Raw genomic sequence first — 19,017 nt, 5'->3', positions numbered from 1 at the left:
GAGGGTTCTTGGGAGGACCGGGATTTCGCTTCTGGATCACGCCGGGCTCGTGTGCCCCGGCACGGGCGCGGGCGGGGTGCCCACCGGAGTCCGCGGACTCCGGTGGGCACCCCGCCCGGCTGTGCGGGACGGCCCGGGACTACTCGCAGGTTCCGGCGAACGTCTCGCGGGTCACCACATCGGTGGCCGCGGCGCTCGTGTCGAGCCACGCGACGCGCTGGCCGTCACCGAGGGACGGGGCCAGCTGGGAGCCGGAGGAGCAGGAGACGCGGGTGTAGTTGTTGAGACCGTCGAGCACGTCGGCGGTCTTGGAGACCATCGCCTTCACCGGACCGTTCCAGGCGCCGAGCGCGCCCCAGAGGTCGTAGGTGGAGTAGGCGAAGTAGTCGTCGTTCACCGAGAACTGGGCGACGTAGGCGCTCGACGGGTAGCGCAGCTTCGCGGCTTTGGACAGGTCGTCGAGCGGCGCCGACATGAACGTCGTGCTCGGGATCAGGAAGCCGCCCGTCTCGCGCCAGAAGACGCGGTCCGAGGTGATCTGGATGTCGGAGACCCAGTTGAAGAGGAAGCCGGTGATCCGCTTGGTCTGCGTGGTGCCCTTCGCGATGTCGTGGACGTAGACGTACGTGCCGTCGCCACCGGCCCAGGCGATCGTGCCGTTCTTCATCGCGAGGCGGGCTGCCTTGGTGCCTGCCTCCGGGGTGACGTTGACCGTCGTGCCGTCGGCCTTGCGGAGCATGACGTCCTGCTCGCCGTCGGCGGTGGTGCTGATGTAGGCGAGCGCGCCGTGGTCGGTCACCGGCTCGGTCTCGTCGGCGTCCGGCCGGTCGACCAGCTTCTTGATCGCGCCCTGGCCCTTGTCACCGGCCTGGTAGATCCCGATGCCGTCGGCGGCGATCCGGGTGAAGACGATGCGGTCGTCGTCCAGGGAGGGGTCGAGCAGGTAGGCGTCCTTCTGGGCCAGTTCGTGCGTCGGCTTCTTGTCGAAGCGGCCCACGGTGATGCCGAAGGCGGCGCTGCCCTGGTCCCAGGCGATGGCGTCGCCGTGGCTGATCGCGTAGACGTCGCCGTTGATCTGGGCGGCCTGCTCGTCGATCCCGCCGTAGACCTCGTACGCGGGCAGGATGTCGGCGCCGATGGTGGTGCCGTCGTGCGTGCCGCCCTTCTGCTCCCAGCCGGTCTCGATGCCGTGGTCGTCGAAGGCCTTGTCGATGACGGCGAGATCGGCCTTCGAGACGTTCAGGGACTTGGCCGCCAGGGTGACCGCGTTACGCATGTCGGTGAAGCCGGACAGCGGTGTGAGGTAGTTCTGCGCGGACCGGTAGATGATCCGGTCGGCGAGCTTGCTGTCGATGTTCTTGCGCATGTCCCACAGCGCACCGCCGACGATGGTGGAGTTGTAGTGCACTCCGCCGTTGTCGATGTCGAGCGTGATGGGCTGGTAGTCCTGCTGCGCGTTGCGTCCGTCGTTCAGGTCGCGCAGGGCGCAGTCCTCCAGCGGCTTCGTGCCGTTGCAGAGGTACTCCCCGATGAGGCCGGACGTCGGGTCGCTCATCGCGATGCCCTTGTCGGCGGTCTCCATGGCGTTGCCGAAGTAGTCGGATATCGCCTCGTTGAGCGCACCCGACTGATTGAGGTAGACGAGCCCGGCGGAGTGCTCGGTGACGCCGTGTGTCATCTCGTGGCCGACGACGTCCAGGCCCACGGACAGCGGCACGCCGTCCATGTGGCCGTAGACCATCTTGGAACCGTCCCAGAAGGCGTTGGCGTAGTCCTTGCCGTTGGCGGCGACGTTGACGACGGAGTAGATCGTGCCGCCCTTGCCGTCGACACCGTCGCGGCCGATCTGGTCCTTGTAGTACTCGTAGACCTTCGCCGCGTTCAGGTGCGCGTCGACCGCGCCCGACGAGGTATTCGCGCCGTCGAAGCGGTCGCTCGCCGACGTGCCCAGCCGGATGTCGTCGGTGACCGGACCTCCCGCTACGGCCGTGTATTGCTTGCGGTCGGCGTCGTACGTGCGGATCTGGCCGCCGGTCTGCGGGTACATGGCGCGCGTGGAGTCGACGAGCGTGTACGAGCCGTCCGCCTCCTTGTTGACGTTCAGCTTCGACTCGCCGCCGTCGACGCGTACGCCCGTCCCCTCCGCGGGCGACGCGTCGGCCGCGTCGACGTTGTTGTACGAGAGCGCGATGCCGCCCACGCGCGCGTCGACATACACCTCCTGGCGCACCGGGCTGCCGTCCGCCTTGCCGCCGGTGACGGTGAAGTGCCAGGCCAGCCTGCCGCCGTGGGCGTCGGGCAGCACGGACAGGCCGTGCGCCTCGGTCTTCGCGCCCTGCACGCCGCGCAGGCCGCGGTCGAGCGTGAACATCCGCTGCTTCGCGGTGGCTTCGGCCACCTTCGGTGTGGTGGAGACCGTGAGGTCCGTGTAGAGGGTGCCGGTCGCGGAGGTGACCTGCTGGCCGCCGTCGGCCGCCTCCGTCTGCACCGCGTACTCGGCGCCGAAGACCGGGACACCGTCGCGCTTCTGCTGGAAGCGGACCGAGGACTGCTTGCCGTCCTTGGTCGTCTGCACCGTCTTCAGGTCGGAGACGGGCACCTTGTACGTGTCCTTGTGGGCCTTCAGGTGGGCCCGGGCGGCCTCGGCGGGCGTGCCCGCGCGGGCGGACTTGTCCAGCCCCTGGGTCATCGCGGGAGCGACCGGCACCGGGCTCGTCGCCGTCGTGGCCGCGGCGGTGGTGTCGTCCGCCCAGGCCGGCGCGGTCAGCAGTGCCGATCCGGTGGCGGCGACGACCACACCGGTCGCCAGCATCCGCCGTATCCTCGTTCTCTTCACAGAACCCTCCCCATCGCGCACCTCTCCGGGGGACGCGCGCGTCCCATCCGGTTGACGGGGTCGATGTTTCGGTATGCGGGGTTCCGCTAACAAGAGATGGACCTGGCGCGAACATGCCGCGGCGTAAATACGCCTCAAGGAACCTGCGACGGAACCGAGTTGCCGGTTTCGTCGTCCAGCCAGCCCGCGCGGGCCGCGTACCAGCCGAGTTGGAATCGGGTCGCGGCGCCGACCTCGTCCATCAGGGCGTGCAGGCGTCGCTGAACGGTGCGATGGCCCATGCCCAGTTGACGGGCGATGGCGGCATCGGTCAGCCCGACGTGGAGGAGGGCGACGATCTCCCGGTCGACCGCCGCGACGGGGTGCTCCTCCTCGACGGCGACGCCGGAGACACTCAGCCGCCATCCCTTGTCGAAGTGCTCGTCGAAGAGCGACCCGAGAGCGGTGAGCAGGCCGGTACGGTGCACCACGAGCGCCACGGGTTCGTTCTCGCGCTCCGGGTCCAGGGGCAGCAGCGCGATACGGCGGTCCACGATGACGAGCTTGATCGGCAGCCGGTCCGTGACGGAGATGTGCTGACCCTGGGCGACACAGGAGGCCAGCAGGGTCGCGGCCTCCCGTTGCTCCAGCCAGGTGCGTTCGACGACACTGCGCACCGTCACACCGCGGCGCATCAGTTCGGAGTCCGCCTGCTCGTGGTTGTCCGCGAAGGAGAGCACCGCGGGCGCGTGCCTGGCCGGCACCAGGGTGCACACCTCGCTCCTGGCCTGACGCTGCATGGTCAGCAGGCGTCGCCGGATCGCCGCCGGACCGGACAGCACCTCCACGGGTGCTCCCGACGCGTGCGCCTGCGCGGAGCGGTGCCGCTCGGTGAGGTCGCCGACGAGCGACTCGACCCGGTGCAGGGCGGCCCGCCGGGATTCCAGGAGCGGCCCGAGTGCGAGGACGGGCGAGGCGGCACGGTAGCGGAAGGCGCCGTCGGCATCCGGCCGGTCGGCGCTGGCGAGCCCGCGTTCGACGAGCGCGTCGAGGGCGCTGGCCACCGTGTGGTCGCTCAATGGGCCCGCGAGCGCGGCCGGTTCACTGTCGGGACGGTCCACGAGCAGCCGGTAGACCGCGTCCTCGTCCGGTCCGAGACCGAGCAGAGTGAGCAGGGACGCGCCCATCGGGTCGTGCGTCCGGTCGTCGGGGTGCAGGGCTCAAGCCCTGTTCAGGTGGGGTGCGAACGCGTCGGACGACGCGGGCCGGACGTTGCCGCAGTCCCGGGCACCGTTGACCGGCGCGGTCACCGCCGTCCAGCCGCCGTCCGCGCCGTAGCGTTCGCACACCTTGCGCGCTGCCTGGACACCCGCCACCGGGCCCACCCCTTCCTGGTACGTCGTTGACGGGAGTCAGACTATCCGGCGAGTTCCGTGCGGAGTCCGGCCTCCACGTTCCGGGGCGCCCTGACCGTGGCGCAGTCGGGGCCGACCGGCCGCACATGCCGGACCAGGTCGGGCCGACGCAGGGGAAGGGCTGTCACAACGCGCGGTTGGCGCATGCCCCAGATAGCCCCGGCCTATCGGGGGTTGGAGCGGGAGCGTGGGTCCATGCCGATCCGGGGTCCGTGCCGGGCCGGGCTCCGTGCCCTGGGCCTAGTCGTAGTCGTACACCGTCACCGATATGCCCCGGCTCAGCAGCCGCTTCGCTATCAGCGGCTCGATTCGGGACCAGGTGCCGCCCGCCAGTCCGCAGCCGATCCGCGGCATGTGGACCGAAGCCCCCAGTTCGACGGCCCGGTCGGCCACGGAGCCCAGGGCCGTGTCGATCGCCTCGTAGCGCACCGGGACCCCCTTGCTGCCCGTACGCATCCCCCGCTGGCCCACCATGTTCGCCACCCAGAGGTACGGACCCACCTGGACGAACTGGGCCGCGCCGAGGCCGAAGTCGTTGTCCGCGCGCTCCCGGTGCCAGTGACGGTAGGCCTTCTCCGGTTCGGGCCAGCGACGCGAAACGGCCAGGACGAAGCCCTTGCCCCAGCCGCCCAGGTCGTTGCAGACATGCGCGATCAGCTTGACGCCCTTGCCCTGTGGGGTGGTCGCGTCGCCCCGTACGTACGTGATCTCCGACATGACACCAGCGTAGGAGCCACCACTGACAGCGGGACCGCGCCGGGATGCCGCCGGGAGCTTTCACAGCTTTGGTGAGACAGCAATACTGGTGCACCTGACTGATGCAGACGCAGCAGTTCACCGCTGGGTCGGAACGCGAGGAGCAGACATGACGACCGGGACCGCGGACCCGACGCTCACCGTCGACGAGCTGGCGGCGCGCGCCGGTGTCACCGTACGCACCGTGCGTTTCTACAGCACCCGGGGTCTGCTGCCGCCGCCGGTGATCGGTCCCCGTCGTGTCGGGCACTACGGGCATGAGCATCTGTCCCGGCTCGCGCTCATCGAGGAGCTTCAGCACCAGGGCATGACGCTGGCCGCGATCGAACGCTATCTGGTACAGCTGCCGCCGGACCTGAGCGCCCACGACCTGGCGATCCACCGGGCGCTGGTGGCGTCCTGGGCGCCCGATGCGGCGGAGGACGCGACGCGGGCGGAACTGGAACGGCGGGCGGGCCGGGCGCTGACCGGGCAGGACATGGCGCGGCTGGCCGCGATGGGTGTGCTGGAGCGCGCGGAGCCGGTCGACGGCACCTACCGGGTGGACCCGGGGCTGCTGCGGCTCGGGGTCGAACTGCTCGACGTACCGATCGCGCACGAGACGATTCTGGCCGCGCGCACGGTTTTGCTGGACCACTCCCGGTCGGCCGCGCAGGAGCTGACCCGGCTGTTCCGGGACGAGGTGTGGGGTCCGTACCGGGAACGGGAGTCGGACCCGGAGCACGTGGCGGCGATGAAGTCGCTGTCGGCCCATATGCAGCCGATGGTGCTGCAGGCGCTGGTGACCGCGTTCCAGCGGTCGTTGAAGGAGGAGCTGCGGGCCGCGTTCACGGCGGAGTGAACGCGGCCCGCGGGGCTTGCCGTCAGTCGTGGAAGGTCTCGCCCTTCTCGGCCTTCTCCACGAGCAGCGCGGGCGGCAGGAACCGGTCGCCGTAGCGCTCGGCGAGCTCCCGGGCGCGGGCGACGAAGCCGGGCAGACCGCCCTCGTACCCGTTGATGTACTGGAGCACGCCGCCGGTCCACGGCGGGAAGCCGATGCCCATGATGGAGCCGATGTTGGCGTCGGCGACGGAGACGAGGACGTTCTCCTCCAGGCAGCGGACACTGTCCAGCGCCTCGGAGAACAGCATCCGCTCCTTCATGTCGATGAAGGAGATGTCCGTGTCCGGCTTCGTGAAGTGCTCCCGCAGCCCCGGCCAGAGACGGGTGCGCTTGCCCGCCTCGTCGTACTCGTAGAAGCCCGCGCCGCCGCTGCGTCCCGGGCGGTCGAACTCGTCGACCATCCGGTCGATGACCGCGTCCGCCGGGTGTTCGGCCCAGGTGCCGCCGGCGGCTTCCACGGCACGCCTGGTCTCGTTGCGGATCTTGCGGGGCAGGGTGAGGGTCAGCTCGTCCATCAGGGAGAGCACCTTGGCCGGGTAGCCGGACTGCGCCGCGGCCTGCTCGACCGATGCGGACTCGACGCCCTCGCCGACCATGGCGACGCCCTCGTTGATGAACTGGCCGATGACGCGCGAGGTGAAGAAGCCACGGGAGTCGTTGACGACGATCGGGGTCTTCTTGATCCGGCGCACCAGGTCGAAGGCGCGGGCCAGGGCCTCGTCGCCGGTCTTCTCGCCCTTGATGATCTCGACGAGCGGCATCTTGTCCACGGGCGAGAAGAAGTGCAGCCCGATGAAGTCGACCGGACGCGAGACGCCCTCGGCGAGGACCGTGATGGGCAGGGTCGAGGTGTTGGAGCAGAGCAGCGCCTCCGGCTCGATGATGTCCTGGACCTCCTGGAACACCTTGTGCTTGAGCGCGGTGTCCTCGAAAACGGCCTCGATGACGGCGTCGCAGCCCGCCAGGTCTGCCGGATCGCCGGTCGGGGTGATGCGGGCCAGCAGCGCGTCGCGCTCGGCCTCGGTGGTACGGCCCCGGGAGAGCGCCTTGTCGAGGAGTTTCTCGCTGTACGCCTTGCCCTTGGCTGCGGCCTCCTGAGAGACGTCCTTGAGGACGACGTCGATGCCGGCGCGGGCGCAGGAGTACGCGATGCCCGCGCCCATCATCCCGGCGCCGAGCACGGCGACCTTGCGGACCTGGCGCTCCTCGATGCCCTTGGGGCGGCCGGCGCCGGAGTTGACGGCCTGGAGGTCGAAGAAGAACGCCTGGATCATGTTCTTCGCGACCTGGCCGGTGACCAGTTCGGTGAAGTAGCGGGCTTCGATGGTCAACGCGGTCTCGAAGTCGACCTGCGAGCCCTCGACGGCGGCGGCCAGGATGTTGCGGGGCGCGGGCATCGGGGCGCCGGCGATCTGCTTCTTCAGATTGGCCGGGAAGGCGGGCAGATTCGCGGCGAACTTCGGGTTCGACGGGGTGCCCCCTGGGATCCGGTATCCCTTGACGTCCCAGGGCTGCTGGGACTCCGGGTTGGCGTCGATGAAGGCGCGGGCCTTGTCGAGCATCTCCTCCCGGGTGGCGGCGACCTCGTGGACCAGGCCGTTCTCCACGGCGCGCCGCGGGGTGTACTGGGTGCCCTGGAGGAGGACCTTCAGCAGCGCGTCGGCGATGCCCATGAGGCGTACGGTGCGGGTGACGCCGCCGCCCGCGGGCAGCAGACCGAGGGTGACCTCGGGCAGGCCGATCCGGGAGCCGGGTGCGTCGAGGGCGACGCGGTGGTGCGAGGCGAGGGCGATCTCGTAACCGCCGCCGAGCGCCGCGCCGTTGATGGCGGCGACGACGGGGATGCCGAGGGTCTCGATGCGACGCAGCGAGTTCTTGATGGCGGTGCCGGTGTCGAAGGCCTGCTGGGCGTTCTCGGGACCGACCTTGATCATGTCCTTGAGGTCGCCGCCCGCGAAGAAGGTCTTCTTCGCGGAGGTGTAGATGATGCCGCGGATGGATTCCTTCTCGGCCTCGGCGCGGTCGGCGATGGCCGCGATGGAGTCCTTGAATGCCTGGTTCATCGTGTTGGCGGACTGGTCGGGGTCGTCGAGTACGAGGGTGACGACGCCGGTCTCGTCCTGTTCCCAGCGGATGGTCGTGCTCTCGGTCATTGCTCTTCTTCTCCGTAAGCAGGGGTGGCCGGGGAACGGTCAGAGACGCTCGATGACGGTGGCGATGCCCATGCCGCCGCCGACGCAGAGGGTGGCGAGGCCGTACCGCTTGTCGCGCCGCTCCAGTTCGTCGATGAGGGTGCCGAGGATCATCGCGCCGGTGGCGCCGAGCGGGTGGCCGAGCGCGATGGCGCCGCCGTTGACGTTGATCTTGTCGAGGGAGAGCCCCATGTCCCTGGCGAACCGCAGCACGACGCCGGCGAACGCCTCGTTGATCTCGACGAGGTCGATGTCGTCGATGGTCAGCCCGGCCTTGGCGAGGGCCTTGCGGGTGGCGGGCGCGGGACCGGTGAGCATGATGGTGGGCTCGGAGCCGGAGACGGCGGCGGAGACGATCCGGGCGCGCGGCGTGAGTCCGTACCGCTCGCCGGTCTCCTTGTTGCCGATCGCGACGAGCGCGGCCCCGTCGACGATGCCGGAGGAGTTGCCCGCGTGGTGGACGTGGTCGATCTTCTCGACCCAGTGGTACTTCTGCAGCGCGACGGCGTCGAAGCCGCCCATTTCGCCGATCGTGGCGAAGGACGGCTTGAGCGCGGCGAGCGAGTCGGCGGTGGTGCCGGGCCGCAGGTGTTCGTCGTGGTCGAGGACGACGAGGCCGTTGCGGTCCTTGACGGGGACGACGGAGCGCGCGAAGCGGCCGTCCTTCCACGCTTCGGCGGCGCGTTCCTGGGAGAGTGCGGCGAATTCGTCGACGTCGCGGCGGGAGAAGCCCTCGATGGTGGCGATGAGGTCGGCTCCGACGCCCTGCGGGGCGAATCCGGTGTCGAAGTTGGTCATCGGGTCCATCGCCCAGGCGCCGCCGTCGGAGCCCATCGGGACACGGGACATCGACTCGACGCCGCCCGCGAGGACGAGGTCCTCCCAGCCCGAACGGACCTTGGCGGCGGCAAGGTTGACGGCTTCCAGGCCCGACGCGCAGAAGCGGTTCTCCTGGACGCCCGCTACGGAGTCGGGGAGACCGGCGGCGATGGCGGCGATCCGGGCGATGTCGGAGCCCTGGTCGCCGAGCGGGCTGACCACGCCGAGGACGATGTCGTCGATGGCCGCCGGGTCCAGGCCGGGGAAGCGGCTGCGGATTTCGTGGATGAGGCCGACGACGAGGTCGATCGGCTTGGTGCCGTGCAGGGCGCCGTTGGCCTTACCGCGGCCGCGCGGGGTGCGGATCGCGTCGTAGACGAACGCTTCGGTACTCAAGTCAGCAGCCTTTCGAGGGTGGTGGTGCGTCAGGGGTCAGGCGGGCAGCGAGCGGCCGATGATCTCCTTCATGATCTCGGTCGTGCCGCCGTAGATGGTCTGGATACGGCCGTCGGTGAACGCCTCGGTGACCGGATACTCCGTCATGTAGCCGTAGTCGCGGTGAAGTTGGAGGCAGCGGTCGGCGACGCGCTTCTGCAGTTCGGTGGCCCACCACTTGGCCGTCGAGGCGTGTACGGCGTCGAGGGTTCCGTCGGAGTGGTCGACGATGCAGCGGTCGATGAAGGTGCGGGAGACGGTGCGCGGGGCCTCCTGGAGCCGGTTCTTGACAGTGGGGACCGGCCCGGTTCGGGTCCGCCCGGTTCGGAGCCGGCCGGGACGGCGCAGGACGGGGGCGAGGCAGGGAAAGTCCCATCAGCCGGTGGCATCCTTCCGGGACCTGATGATGCCGGGTACGTCCCAGTCTGCGGCAACGGCCTCGGTGTCCGCGCCGGGCCGCGCGGGCCCGCTGCGCACGGAGACGGGAGTGGCGGAGAAGCGCGGTGCGGGGGCGGGCTGGGTGAGTCCGCCGTGCTCGACGAAGGTGGAACGGGCGGCGATGTGCGGATGGTGAGGCGCCTCACGGAGCGAGAGGACGGGGGCCACGCAGGCGTCCGTGCCCTCGAACACCTCGGTCCATTCCGCGCGCGTACGGGTCCTGAACCGGTCGGCGACGAGCGCGCGCAACTCCTCCCAGCGGGTGATGTCGCGCCGGTCCGGGGCCCCTTCCCCGATGCCGAGGAGCGTGCTGAACTCGTCGTAGAACCGCTGCTCCAGCGGGCCGACCGCCATGTACTGGCCGTCGGCGGTCTCGTACGAACCGTAGAACGGGCAGCCACCGTCCAGGAGGTTGGAGCCGCGCCGGTCCTGCCAGCCGCCCGCCGCCAGCATTCCGTGAATCATCGTGGCGAGGTGGGCGGCTCCGTCGACGATCGCCGCGTCCACGACCTGGCCCCGGCCGCCGGGGGTGCGGGCGTGCTGGAGGGCGGCGAGGACGCCGACGACCAGATAGAGCGAGCCGCCCGCGTAGTCACCGACCAGATTGGCCGGGACGGTGGGCGGCTCCCCGGGCCGGCCAATCACGGAAAGGGTGCCGGTGACGGCGATGTAGGCGATGTCGTGGCCGGCTCGTTCCGCGAGCGGTCCGTCCTGGCCCCAGCCGGTCATCCGTCCGTAGACGAGTCGCGGGTTACGGGCGAGGGCGGCGTCGGGGCCGACGCCGAGGCGTTCGGCGACGCCCGGCCGGTAGCCCTCGATCAGGATGTCGGCGCGCTCGGCCAGATCGAGCGCCTTGGCGGGCCCGTCCTCGGCCTTGAGGTCGATGAGCACGGAACGTTTGTTGCGGTTGGTGAGGTCGTACGCGGGGTCGATGCCGAGCCCGGAGCCGCCGGGCCGGTCGACCCTGACGACATCGGCGCCGAGGTCCGCGAGGAGCATCGCGGCGAACGGGCCGGGTCCGATGCCTGCCAGTTCGACCACGCGCACGCCTGCCAGCGGGCCGTGCTCTGTCGTTGCCATCAAGCCCCCAGCGGTATGACACAACTGATGTAACAGTGATGATGCTAAGAATGCACCGCGCTCCGCAACCCCTTTGGCCGAGCAAGCGCTTAGCGCGTTCTCCCGGATCCTCCCTCACGATCGCCGCCCGGCCGCATACCGCCACGACCCCTCCGCTAACCTCTGCCTGCTATGTCGGCGCCGGCCCCTGCGGAGGCTCTCGTGAACAGGCAGAACGGGGCACAACGCCCCTATGACGTGGTCCTCTTCGGTGCCACCGGCTTCGTGGGCACCCTCACCGCCGAATATCTCGCCGCCCACGCACCCGCCGGCTTCCGCTGGGCCGTGGCCGGACGCAACCGGACCAAACTTGAACAGCTGCGCGAACGCCTCACCGCGATCGAGCCGCGCTGCGCGGATCTCCCGCTGCTGCGTGCCGACGCCGACGACGCGCACGCGCTGCGCGAACTCGCTGAATCCGCCCATGTGGTGGCGACGACGGTGGGCCCCTACGTCTGGTACGGCGAACAGCTGGTCGCGGCCTGCGCCGAGGCCGGAACGGACTACGCGGACCTCACCGGCGAGGCGGAGTTCGTGGACCGGATGTATCTGGAGCACGACGCACGGGCCCGCGAGACCGGGGCACGGCTCGTGCACGCCTGCGGATTCGATTCCGTACCGCACGACCTCGGGGTGTACTTCACCGTCCGGCAGCTGCCGCCGGACGTGCCGCTGAGCATTGACGGGTTCGTCCGCAGCAACGCCGCCTTCTCCGGCGGTACGTTCGCCTCCGCGCTCATCGCGATGGGCCGCGGCCCCCGGATGCTGCGCGCCGCGCGGGAACGCCGCCTGCACGAGCCCCGTCTGGTGGCCCGCCGCGCCCGCGCCCCTCTCGGCGCTCCGCACTTCAGTACGCAGACCGGCACCTGGGCGCTGCCGCTGCCCACGCTGGACCCGCGGATCGTCGAGCGTTCGGCGCGGGCGCTCGCCCGGTACGGCCCCGACTTCCGCTACCGCCACTTCGCCTCGGTGCGGCATCTGCCCGTGGCGCTGGGCGGAACGGCCGCGATGGGCGCTCTTCTGGGTGCCGCGCAGGTACCGGCCGCGCGGTCCTGGCTGATGGACCGGTACGAGCCGGGCGAGGGCCCGGACGCCGAGCGCCGGGGGCGCAGCTGGTTCGCCGTGCGTTTCGTCGGCGAGGGCGGCGGGCGACGGGTCTTCACCGAGGTGTCGGGCGGCGACCCCGGTTACGACGAATCGGCGAAGATGCTGGCCGAGTCCGCGCTCTGCCTCGCCCTGGACGAGCTGCCGGCGACATCGGGTCAGGTCACCACGGCCGTCGCGATGGGCGACGCGCTCCTGGGGCGGCTGCGCGCGGCGGGACTGCGCTTCCGGGTCGCGGCGACGCGCTGAGCGGGCGGGCCGCCGGGCGTTCGGACGCCCGGACGGGTTGGGCGTGCGGTAAGGCGTACGGCGTGCGGTGCCGACGGCGTGACGGGGCGGTGCTGTCGGGGTGGCGGTGCCGGCCGCCCCGGGTGGGGTGGCCGGCACTTGTCATTTCTCTGTCATTTCTCCTGCGGCTCCGGTCAGCGGGACCAGCACGGTTCCAGTCGATCGCCGTGTCCTCCTCCTTCCCCTCCCCCGTCTCGTGGTTGTAGTGACTGGTGTCCACACCGCTGACCCCGTACGACGAGGGCGGCGCGGCCACGACGGCAGGAGCGATCACCCCCAGCACGACCAGGGAGGCTCCCACGACGGTGCCGTTCAGGGCGACGCGCACTCGTACGGGTGATGTCTGAGGCATATTCAGATCTCCTTGTTCCTCGGCTGAGAGGACCGCGGGCATCCCCGCCCCCCGCGAATGCGCAGGCAGGAGCGCCCCCTTCGAAGGGGTGGGAGCGGGGTGGGTTCGCGTGACCCGACGGGTCTGCCGCTCCTCAACTGTGCAGAACGGAAAGGGACTTTCACTACGCTCTGCGTCCCGCAGGTCGATGCACCTGTGCACCTCCACGATGCGCGGTTCTGACCTGCGGATATGCACTCAGCGAGTCCGGGAGGAACGATGACGGGAAGCACCGTGGCAGGCCACGAGGAGCATCCGGGGCGAGCGCTCGCCAAGTTACTGAGGAACTGGTGGGAGTCGTCCGCGCGCGGCGGCCGCGAGAAGCCCACTCAGCAGTCTCTCGCCAAGCGGCTGGGGGTCGACCAGACCACCCTGTCGCGCTATCTGAATCCCGCTCACGCCTCCACCGCGCCGCGCCGGATCGTCGAGCACTTGCATGCGGTGCTGCGGGCACCGGCCGACGACCTGGTCCGGGCGTGTGCCCTGGCCGACGCCGCGGCGGGGGCCTCGACGGCCCGGAAACGCCCGGCAGCCACGCCACCACCCGTAACCGCAGAACGTGTCGGGTCCACAGAACCCGCCGGATCCGGCGCACCCGCCGCGCCCGCCGTGCCCGCCGTGCCCGCCGCACGAGCCTCGGAGCGGAACGGCGAGCGGAATTCGAGGGCCCGTTGGCGGGACCGCTCCCCCATCGCGTTCCCGACCCTGGCCGTCTCGGCGTTTCTCCTCCTCGTCCTCGGCTGCCTTGCGTGGTGGGTGGTTCCGACCGCGGGAGAGGGCGATGCCAAGGCCGCCGCGAAAGTGTCGGACCGTCGGTCGGAGGGCACGGAATGGCCGTTGGCCCGCCAGGGCCATGTGCTCTGGAAGGCCCGTACCGTGCAGTATCTGCTCCGGGCGAACGGCTTCGACGTGAAGGTCGACGCGGACTACGGACCGGCCACGGCGGAGGCGGTGAAGAAGTTCCAGGCGGCTCACGGCCTGACGCCCGACGGCAAGGTCGGAAAGGACACCTGGCCGCTGCTGATCACGATGATCGACTCGCGTACGCCGAAGTCCGAGGCCATCAGGGCCGTGCAGTACCTGCTTCACCACGCGGGGGTGCCGACCGACAGCTCCGGCACGTACACCCTTTCGACCATGCGGTCACTGAAGGAGTTCCAGGCGTCCCGGAAACTGCCCGTGACAGGCATCGGGGACGAGGACACCTGGCGCGCGCTGCTCAACGCCCAGGGCCCGGACCGGTACAAGTAGCGTCGGCGGCTGCGCGGCGCATGCTCTTGGGGCGAAGGGGGCCCGACGGGTCAGAACGACCAGGCCACCAGCGTGCAGATCATCGAGACGACCCAGGCCGCTCCCGCGAGAATGCCGAGCGTCATTCCCACCGCGACCCGGCGCTGGGCGAGATAGACAGTTCCAGGTCGCGTAGACGTTCGGTGTTCGTTCATGCGTACCAGTCTGCCGGTCGTGATCGACAGACGTTATCCGTACACATACTCAGGTGACTCAGGCGGTCGCTTCCCGCAGGGCCTGGCGGCAGAGTGCGTCGGCCCTGCGGGTGGTCTCCGGCTGACGGAAGTCGCGGGCCAGCAGCAGGGTGTGGGCGCAGGCGTTGTCCAGGCCGGTCCGGTGTCCGACGGAGACGAAGACCGGCTTGACGCCGTCCTGGGTACGCAGTGCCCGGCCCACCTCCTCCTCGCCGTCGAGCAGCGGCGACCAGTCGCCCCGGCGGGGGCCCGGTTGCTCGTACGAGAAGGTGAACGGGTTCTTGGCGACGCCGATCACCGGGCGTCCGGTGAGCACTCCGAGGTGGCTGGCGAGCCCGAAGCGGCGCGGGTGCGCCAGGCCGTATCCGTCGCAGATCACCAGTCCGGGGTCGATTGGCAGCGACTCCAGCGCGGCCAGCACGGTCGGGATCTCCCGGAAGGCGAGGAGGCCGGGGACGTACGGGAAGCTGATCCGGCCGACGGCGGTTGTCTGCGCGACCACGTCGAGCGTCACCTCGTCCAGGACGACGGCTGCCGCCACGACGACATCGCGCTCGTCGTCGTAGGCGACATCGACCCCGGTGACCCGGCCGGTGCCGGGCGGCGGGCCGGGCTCGTCGAGCACCACGCGGGAGCGCAGGGCGTCCTGAACAGCTCGGGCTTCGGCCTCGTCGGCAGGCATCGGGAGCGTTGTCATAGCGCCGTCAAGTCTAGTGCCCCTCCCGGCAAGCTTTGCCGGTCGCGGCACCAGGCAACGGGTCCGACGGCCGACTCGGCGATGACGAGGACGAGGGAGAGGACGATTGCGGGGAAGGTTGGGGGACGGTCGCGTCGACGGCTGCGGGCCTGCCGGAATCCGCCCGGGGCCGGTTCGCCCTCATCCCGTAGCCTGGCGATCATGTTCGTACTCGAATTGACCTACACCGCCCCCGTCGAGCGCGTCGACGCGCTGCTGCCGGACCATGTCGCCTGGCTGGACGCGCAGTACGCGGCCGGGGTGTTCATCGCGTCGGGCCGCAAAATCCCGCGCGACGGCGGCTTGATCCTTGCCGTCGGGGACGACCGCGGGCGGATCGAGCGGATCGTGGCGCAGGATCCGTTCACGGAGCGGGGCGTGTGCGCATACCGGATCACGGAGTTCATCGCGACGAAGACCTCGGACGAACTCGCCCCGTACCGCCAGCAGTTGCCCGGACAGCTGTAGCGAACAGCCGGGCCCGCTCACGTTCGTCCCGGACGATCCCGAGGGACCAGCGGCAGCAGCGCCCGCATCGTCTCCTCGGGGTCGGGGACGGAGATCGCCAGCCGGCTGAACGGTGCGCCCCTGCGCAGTTCCACGCACAGCACCGGCCTGCCGGCCCGTACCCACTCGAAGTCCTGTCCCTCCTGAAGCAGGCGAATGCCCGCGCACAGCCGTGCGGGAATCCAGGTGCCCCGACCGCGCCCACCGCGAAGCGCCCGCCACCAGTCGGGCTCGACATAGAGCCGGCGCAGCGCCGACACCGGAACCCGCACATCGCGGTGGCGTGCCACCACCTTCTCGCGCCAGGTCAGGCGCACGACGATATCGGTGCCCTGCACCACCACCCGCGCCATGTCCTCTCCCTCGATGTCGCGGTACTCCCGAGGCAGCCACCCGGTACGGATTCCTCCTGGGCTCACCGTCGGCCACCTGCTGCAACTGTCCCGGGTCCCGGCGGAGTCCGCCTCCGGGAATACCTGCGCAGCCCGGGTCTTCGCCGCTGGACAGACGTATCCGTTCGGGTTTCGATGGATATCTGCCGTATTCGTTGAGCGGCCCTGCAAAGAGGGGCGGCCGGGGTTCCTGGTCGCGCGTCGGTGCGTGGGGCTCCCGCGGCAGCTCCGGACGAGTGCGCACTCGCCCGACAAGGAGGTGTTCCCACCATGGAGCGAGGAAGCAGCCGTGTCAGTCCCCATGAGGACGACCAGCGGAAACACGAACTGCTGGGCTTCCTCCGGTCCGGCCACACCACCCGCACGACCGAGGCGTACGACCCCGAGCCACCCGCCGACGACGACGTTCGTGTGGACCCGGGCGGCCCCGTCCCGCCACCCGGTGCAGCACGGGAACGGGCGCGCGCCGAGGCCGCGGCCGAGGAAGTCAGAGCTGAACTCGCACGTCGCCTGAGCCGCACGGCCTTCCCCGCGGACCGCACGTCCCTTGTGCGGACCCTCTCCGGCGCGTACGCTCCGGACACGCTGGTGGACGCGGTGCGAGAACTTCCCGCGGACGACCGGTATGCGAACGCCGGAGAGATCGCCAGGGCGCTGGGATACCGGCCGCGTGTCTAGGGCCGCTGGTCCGTGCCGGTCGGGCCGACCGGCAGCGCGCCCGACCTGCTGTGCGGCAGCCAGGCGACGCCCGAGCGGTAGGCGGCCGGCGGATTGGCGGACTGTTGTGGACTGTTGCCGGCTGCGGCCCGCGTCGCCCGTCGCCGCCGCGGCGTTCGGCGACGGCCGGCCGGTCCGGTAGTCGCCGCCGGCGGCGATGCCGTGCGGGCGGTCGCGGAAGGCCGGGCCGAAGACGCCGCGCGCCGGGTCTCCGGCCGGGAGCTTCGATTCGGTCGCGGTCCAGGTCAGCCCGCGGTCGGCGGAGTGCAGCACCCGTGCCCCCGGAACCCGCGGCCCAGGCGGTACGACGGCTGACGGCGGCGAGGCCGCGGAAGCGGGCGTCGGTTCCCGTCGCGGTGGGCGTCCAGGCCGGCCGTTCGCCCGGTCGGTGCCGCTCCTCCGGTGTCGCCGCGGTTGCCCGTGCGGCCGGTGTCGCGGTCAGCGCCGCCGCACAGAGCCCCCATGACATCAGTCGTCTCGTCTTCCCCTTGGCCCTCATGGCGCTGGAAGCCGGCCCACGCGTTGCACTCCGTCCAGGGTGCACCGGCGCACAGCGGGCACACGATCGGTGCGGTGGCGTGCGGTGATACAGCTCACGCCACTAACCAGTGCACGGATGAGGGAATTCCGTCGTCTCCATCAGTGCTGCGAACCGTTCGCCCGGCCGAGAAAGGGAGCAGGTCTTGTCCACCGTTATCGAGCAGTCCGTGCAAGCCCGCATGGTCGCGTCCGCACCGCGGATGGAGACCCTTCCTGCCACCCTGATGTACGACCGGAGAGATCCGTTCGCCGTACGCATGGCGTTCCCCGCGACGGCGACCTTGGAGGGCACCGACGTGTCCTGGGAGTTCTCCCGCGAGCTGCTCGCGGCGGGAGTGGACGAAGCCGCCGGTGTCGGCGACGTACGCATCAGGCCGTTCGGATACGACCGTACGGTCCTGGAGTTCCATGCCGCCGAGGGGATCGCGATGGTGCATGTCCGCACCGCGGAGCTGCGCCGCTTTCTGGCGCGGGCGCAGGCACTGGTACCGGCCGGCGAAGAGCACCGGTTCCTGGATCTCGACCGGAGCCTGACCGAGCTGTTCGACGGAACCTGCTGACGGGGCTTCCGGCAGGGGCGGCTTTCGTGGCGGCATCGCCGCCGGAGAGGGGTGTCCGGGCGCGTGAACGCCGGGGGGACCGCGGCTGCCGGCAACCACACGCTCTCGCTGCGGCGTTCACGGCATTCCTCCTCGCGCTGCCGGTCGAGTACACCGACCACCGCGAGCACTCCGCGGGCGGGGCCCGGCCCGCGGAGCGGCCAGACAGCGCCTCCGGCCCCCGTATCGGTGGATCCGAGGAATTTGCGAACACCCCGGCAGTCGGGCGGACTCCCCACCTCCACACCCTCTCAACCTATGTACATAACGTTACGTAATCGGACATCGGGAGGGCTGGCTTGGCGGTGGCCTTACCGCCGCTTTAACCTACGGTCTCGTAACCTACGTATCCGTAGGTACTTCTCCCGTCCCCAGGAGTCCCCCGTGACGATCACCGCTCCCCACCTTGGCAGTCCGAAGGCGTGGACCGACGCCCAGCTGCTGTACTCCCTGGAAGAGGTGGTGGAGAAGGAGCTCAACCGCCATCTCAAGGTCGCCAAGGACTGGATGCCCCACGAGTACGTGCCGTTCTCCGACGGGCGGAACTTCCCGGGGGTCTTCGAGGACGGTGAGGCCTGGCAGGCCGACCAGTCCAAGGTCACCGACATCGGCAAGGTCGCGCTGGTCGTGAATCTGCTGACGGAGGACAACCTCCCCAGCTACCACCACGAGATCGCCTCCCTCTTCGGCCGTGACGGCGCCTGGGGCACCTGGGTGCACCGCTGGACCGCGGAGGAGGGCCGGCACGGCATCGTGATGCGGGACTACCTGCTCACCTCGCGCGCCGTCGACCCGGATAAGCTGGAGCAGTTCCGGATGGCGCACATGGCGGAGGGCTTCGAGTCCGACAACCGACACTCGATGCTGCACTCCGTGGCGTACGTCGCCTTCCAGGAGCTGGCCACCCGCGTCTCGCACCGCAACACGGGCCACCAGTCGGGCGACCCGGTCTGCGACCGCATGCTGGCGCGCATCGCGACCGACGAGAACCTGCACATGGTCTTCTACCGCAATCTTCTCGGTGCGGCCTTCGAGCTCGCCCCGGACCTGACGATGCAGGCCGTGCGCGATGTCGTCGTCAACTTCCGGATGCCCGGTCACGGCATGCCGGGCTTCGAGCGGGCCGCCGCGCAGATGGCGATCGGCGAGATCTACAACATGCGCATCCACCACGACGACGTGATCCAGCCCGTGCTGCGCTACCTCAAGGTTCTCGACATCGACGGCCTGGGCCCCGACGGTCTGAAGGCCCAGGAGGAACTGGGCCTGTACATGGGCGGCCTGGACAGCGAGGCGTCGAAGTTCGACGAGAAGCTCGCCGCCCGCAAGGCGCGGATGGCCGCGCGCGCCCGGGCCTGACGTTCGTCGCCGGGCCGCCGGACAGGCCC

General features: G+C 70.3%; 18 protein-coding genes and 2 pseudogenes. 7 read left to right on the top strand and 13 right to left on the bottom strand.

Going from position 1 to position 19,017, the window contains the following annotated elements:
- Positions 1-139 precede the first annotated feature (139 nt).
- The 5 genes from OG936_RS31550 to OG936_RS31530 form a co-directional block, all read right to left on the bottom strand.
- On the bottom strand, positions 140-2,812 hold the full coding sequence (locus OG936_RS31550) for a M4 family metallopeptidase (protein ID WP_406499356.1): 2,673 nt from the start codon (positions 2,810-2,812) through the stop codon (positions 140-142).
- 158 nt (positions 2,813-2,970) lie between these two features.
- Entirely contained in the window at positions 2,971-4,002 is a 1,032-nt protein-coding gene (locus tag OG936_RS31545; protein ID WP_406499355.1) for a helix-turn-helix transcriptional regulator, read from the bottom strand.
- A gap of 33 nt (positions 4,003-4,035) precedes the next feature.
- Positions 4,036-4,191: a hypothetical protein gene (locus tag OG936_RS31540; RefSeq protein WP_406499354.1), complete on the bottom strand. Its 156-nt coding sequence runs from the start codon at positions 4,189-4,191 to the stop codon at positions 4,036-4,038.
- Positions 4,192-4,232: 41 nt separating this feature from the next.
- Positions 4,233-4,358: a hypothetical protein gene (locus OG936_RS31535; protein ID WP_406499353.1), complete on the bottom strand. Its 126-nt coding sequence runs from the start codon at positions 4,356-4,358 to the stop codon at positions 4,233-4,235.
- 112 nt (positions 4,359-4,470) lie between these two features.
- Positions 4,471-4,947, bottom strand: coding sequence for a macro domain-containing protein (locus OG936_RS31530; RefSeq protein WP_406499352.1), 477 nt, complete (start codon positions 4,945-4,947; stop codon positions 4,471-4,473).
- Positions 4,948-5,095: 148 nt separating this feature from the next.
- On the opposite strand from OG936_RS31530, the gene OG936_RS31525 reads away from it, so the two are divergent.
- Positions 5,096-5,827, top strand: a complete 732-nt coding sequence (locus tag OG936_RS31525) for a MerR family transcriptional regulator (RefSeq protein WP_406499351.1) — start codon at positions 5,096-5,098, stop codon at positions 5,825-5,827.
- 22 nt (positions 5,828-5,849) lie between these two features.
- Here the strand turns inward: OG936_RS31525 and OG936_RS31520 are convergent, their stop codons facing one another.
- From OG936_RS31520 to OG936_RS31505, 4 genes and pseudogenes are all read right to left on the bottom strand, one after another.
- Complete coding sequence (locus tag OG936_RS31520; protein ID WP_406499350.1) at positions 5,850-8,021, bottom strand: 3-hydroxyacyl-CoA dehydrogenase NAD-binding domain-containing protein; 2,172 nt, start codon at positions 8,019-8,021, stop codon at positions 5,850-5,852.
- 39 nt (positions 8,022-8,060) lie between these two features.
- Positions 8,061-9,275 carry an acetyl-CoA C-acetyltransferase gene (locus OG936_RS31515; protein WP_266750308.1) on the bottom strand — a complete coding sequence of 405 codons (1,215 nt, stop codon included), beginning with the start codon at positions 9,273-9,275 and terminating at the stop codon, positions 8,061-8,063.
- A 36-nt stretch (positions 9,276-9,311) separates the two neighbouring features.
- Positions 9,312-9,572, bottom strand: a pseudogene (locus OG936_RS31510) (acyl-CoA dehydrogenase family protein); the annotation flags it as partial.
- Between the two features lie 117 nt (positions 9,573-9,689).
- Complete coding sequence (locus OG936_RS31505) at positions 9,690-10,832, bottom strand: CaiB/BaiF CoA transferase family protein (RefSeq protein WP_406500682.1); 1,143 nt, start codon at positions 10,830-10,832, stop codon at positions 9,690-9,692.
- Between the two features lie 201 nt (positions 10,833-11,033).
- Between OG936_RS31505 and OG936_RS31500 the strand changes: the two genes are divergently transcribed.
- Together OG936_RS31500 and OG936_RS31495 are read left to right on the top strand one after the other, a co-directional pair.
- Positions 11,034-12,224 carry a saccharopine dehydrogenase family protein gene (locus OG936_RS31500; RefSeq protein WP_406499349.1) on the top strand — a complete coding sequence of 397 codons (1,191 nt, stop codon included), beginning with the start codon at positions 11,034-11,036 and terminating at the stop codon, positions 12,222-12,224.
- 649 nt (positions 12,225-12,873) lie between these two features.
- The gene (locus OG936_RS31495; RefSeq protein WP_406499348.1) at positions 12,874-13,905 is read left to right on the top strand and encodes a peptidoglycan-binding protein; all 1,032 of its coding nucleotides are present in this window, start codon (positions 12,874-12,876) and stop codon (positions 13,903-13,905) included.
- Between the two features lie 50 nt (positions 13,906-13,955).
- On the opposite strand, the gene mmpA is transcribed toward OG936_RS31495, so the two are convergent.
- Both mmpA and OG936_RS31485 read right to left on the bottom strand, forming a co-directional pair.
- Positions 13,956-14,099 carry a morphogenic membrane protein MmpA gene (mmpA, locus tag OG936_RS31490; protein ID WP_406499347.1) on the bottom strand — a complete coding sequence of 48 codons (144 nt, stop codon included), beginning with the start codon at positions 14,097-14,099 and terminating at the stop codon, positions 13,956-13,958.
- A 58-nt stretch (positions 14,100-14,157) separates the two neighbouring features.
- Complete coding sequence (locus OG936_RS31485) at positions 14,158-14,835, bottom strand: endonuclease V (RefSeq protein ID WP_406499345.1); 678 nt, start codon at positions 14,833-14,835, stop codon at positions 14,158-14,160.
- Positions 14,836-15,036: 201 nt separating this feature from the next.
- Between OG936_RS31485 and OG936_RS31480 the strand changes: the two genes are divergently transcribed.
- A complete protein-coding gene (locus OG936_RS31480) occupies positions 15,037-15,342 on the top strand; it encodes a YciI family protein (RefSeq protein WP_406499343.1) in 306 nt (101 codons plus the stop codon).
- A gap of 17 nt (positions 15,343-15,359) precedes the next feature.
- Here OG936_RS31480 and OG936_RS31475 read toward each other — a convergent pair whose 3' ends face one another.
- Positions 15,360-15,800 (bottom strand): hypothetical protein, encoded by a 441-nt coding sequence (locus OG936_RS31475; protein ID WP_406499341.1) that lies wholly within the window; start codon positions 15,798-15,800, stop codon positions 15,360-15,362.
- Positions 15,801-16,043: 243 nt separating this feature from the next.
- Here OG936_RS31475 and OG936_RS31470 point away from each other — a divergent pair, with 243 nt between their 5' ends.
- Positions 16,044-16,451, top strand: a complete 408-nt coding sequence (locus tag OG936_RS31470; protein ID WP_383758945.1) for a DUF2795 domain-containing protein — start codon at positions 16,044-16,046, stop codon at positions 16,449-16,451.
- 8 nt (positions 16,452-16,459) lie between these two features.
- Here OG936_RS31470 and OG936_RS31465 read toward each other — a convergent pair.
- Positions 16,460-16,769, bottom strand: a pseudogene (locus tag OG936_RS31465) (oxidoreductase); the annotation flags it as partial.
- Between the two features lie 404 nt (positions 16,770-17,173).
- Between OG936_RS31465 and OG936_RS31460 the strand changes: the two are divergent.
- Positions 17,174-17,590 carry an SsgA family sporulation/cell division regulator gene (locus OG936_RS31460; RefSeq protein WP_406499339.1) on the top strand — a complete coding sequence of 139 codons (417 nt, stop codon included), beginning with the start codon at positions 17,174-17,176 and terminating at the stop codon, positions 17,588-17,590.
- Positions 17,591-18,013: 423 nt separating this feature from the next.
- Positions 18,014-18,988, top strand: coding sequence for an acyl-ACP desaturase (locus tag OG936_RS31455; protein WP_383758947.1), 975 nt, complete (start codon positions 18,014-18,016; stop codon positions 18,986-18,988).
- The last annotated feature ends 29 nt before the right edge of the window (positions 18,989-19,017 follow it).

Origin of the sequence: Streptomyces sp. NBC_00846, assembly GCF_045207325.1 — a bacterium.
In the GTDB taxonomy this organism is placed as follows: Bacteria; Actinomycetota; Actinomycetes; order Streptomycetales; family Streptomycetaceae; genus Streptomyces.
Note: the sequence above shows the minus strand (reverse complement) of the source record. Positions and strands in the feature narration are given on the sequence as shown.

What these genes read in the sequence shown, in the direction of transcription:
- OG936_RS31550 (WP_406499356.1), bottom strand. Translation starts at nt 2,812, where the DNA reads ATGCTGGCGACCGGTGTGGTCGTCGCCGCCACCGGATCGGCACTGCTG.
- OG936_RS31545 (WP_406499355.1), bottom strand. Translation starts at nt 4,002, where the DNA reads ATGGGCGCGTCCCTGCTCACTCTGCTCGGTCTCGGACCGGACGAGGAC.
- OG936_RS31530 (WP_406499352.1), bottom strand. Translation starts at nt 4,947, where the DNA reads ATGTCGGAGATCACGTACGTACGGGGCGACGCGACCACCCCACAGGGC.
- OG936_RS31525 (WP_406499351.1), top strand. Translation starts at nt 5,096, where the DNA reads ATGACGACCGGGACCGCGGACCCGACGCTCACCGTCGACGAGCTGGCG.
- OG936_RS31520 (WP_406499350.1), bottom strand. Translation starts at nt 8,021, where the DNA reads ATGACCGAGAGCACGACCATCCGCTGGGAACAGGACGAGACCGGCGTC.
- OG936_RS31505 (WP_406500682.1), bottom strand. Translation starts at nt 10,832, where the DNA reads ATGGCAACGACAGAGCACGGCCCGCTGGCAGGCGTGCGCGTGGTCGAA.
- OG936_RS31495 (WP_406499348.1), top strand. Translation starts at nt 12,874, where the DNA reads ATGACGGGAAGCACCGTGGCAGGCCACGAGGAGCATCCGGGGCGAGCG.
- mmpA (WP_406499347.1), bottom strand. Translation starts at nt 14,099, where the DNA reads ATGAACGAACACCGAACGTCTACGCGACCTGGAACTGTCTATCTCGCC.
- OG936_RS31485 (WP_406499345.1), bottom strand. Translation starts at nt 14,835, where the DNA reads ATGACAACGCTCCCGATGCCTGCCGACGAGGCCGAAGCCCGAGCTGTT.
- OG936_RS31480 (WP_406499343.1), top strand. Translation starts at nt 15,037, where the DNA reads ATGTTCGTACTCGAATTGACCTACACCGCCCCCGTCGAGCGCGTCGAC.
- OG936_RS31470 (WP_383758945.1), top strand. Translation starts at nt 16,044, where the DNA reads ATGGAGCGAGGAAGCAGCCGTGTCAGTCCCCATGAGGACGACCAGCGG.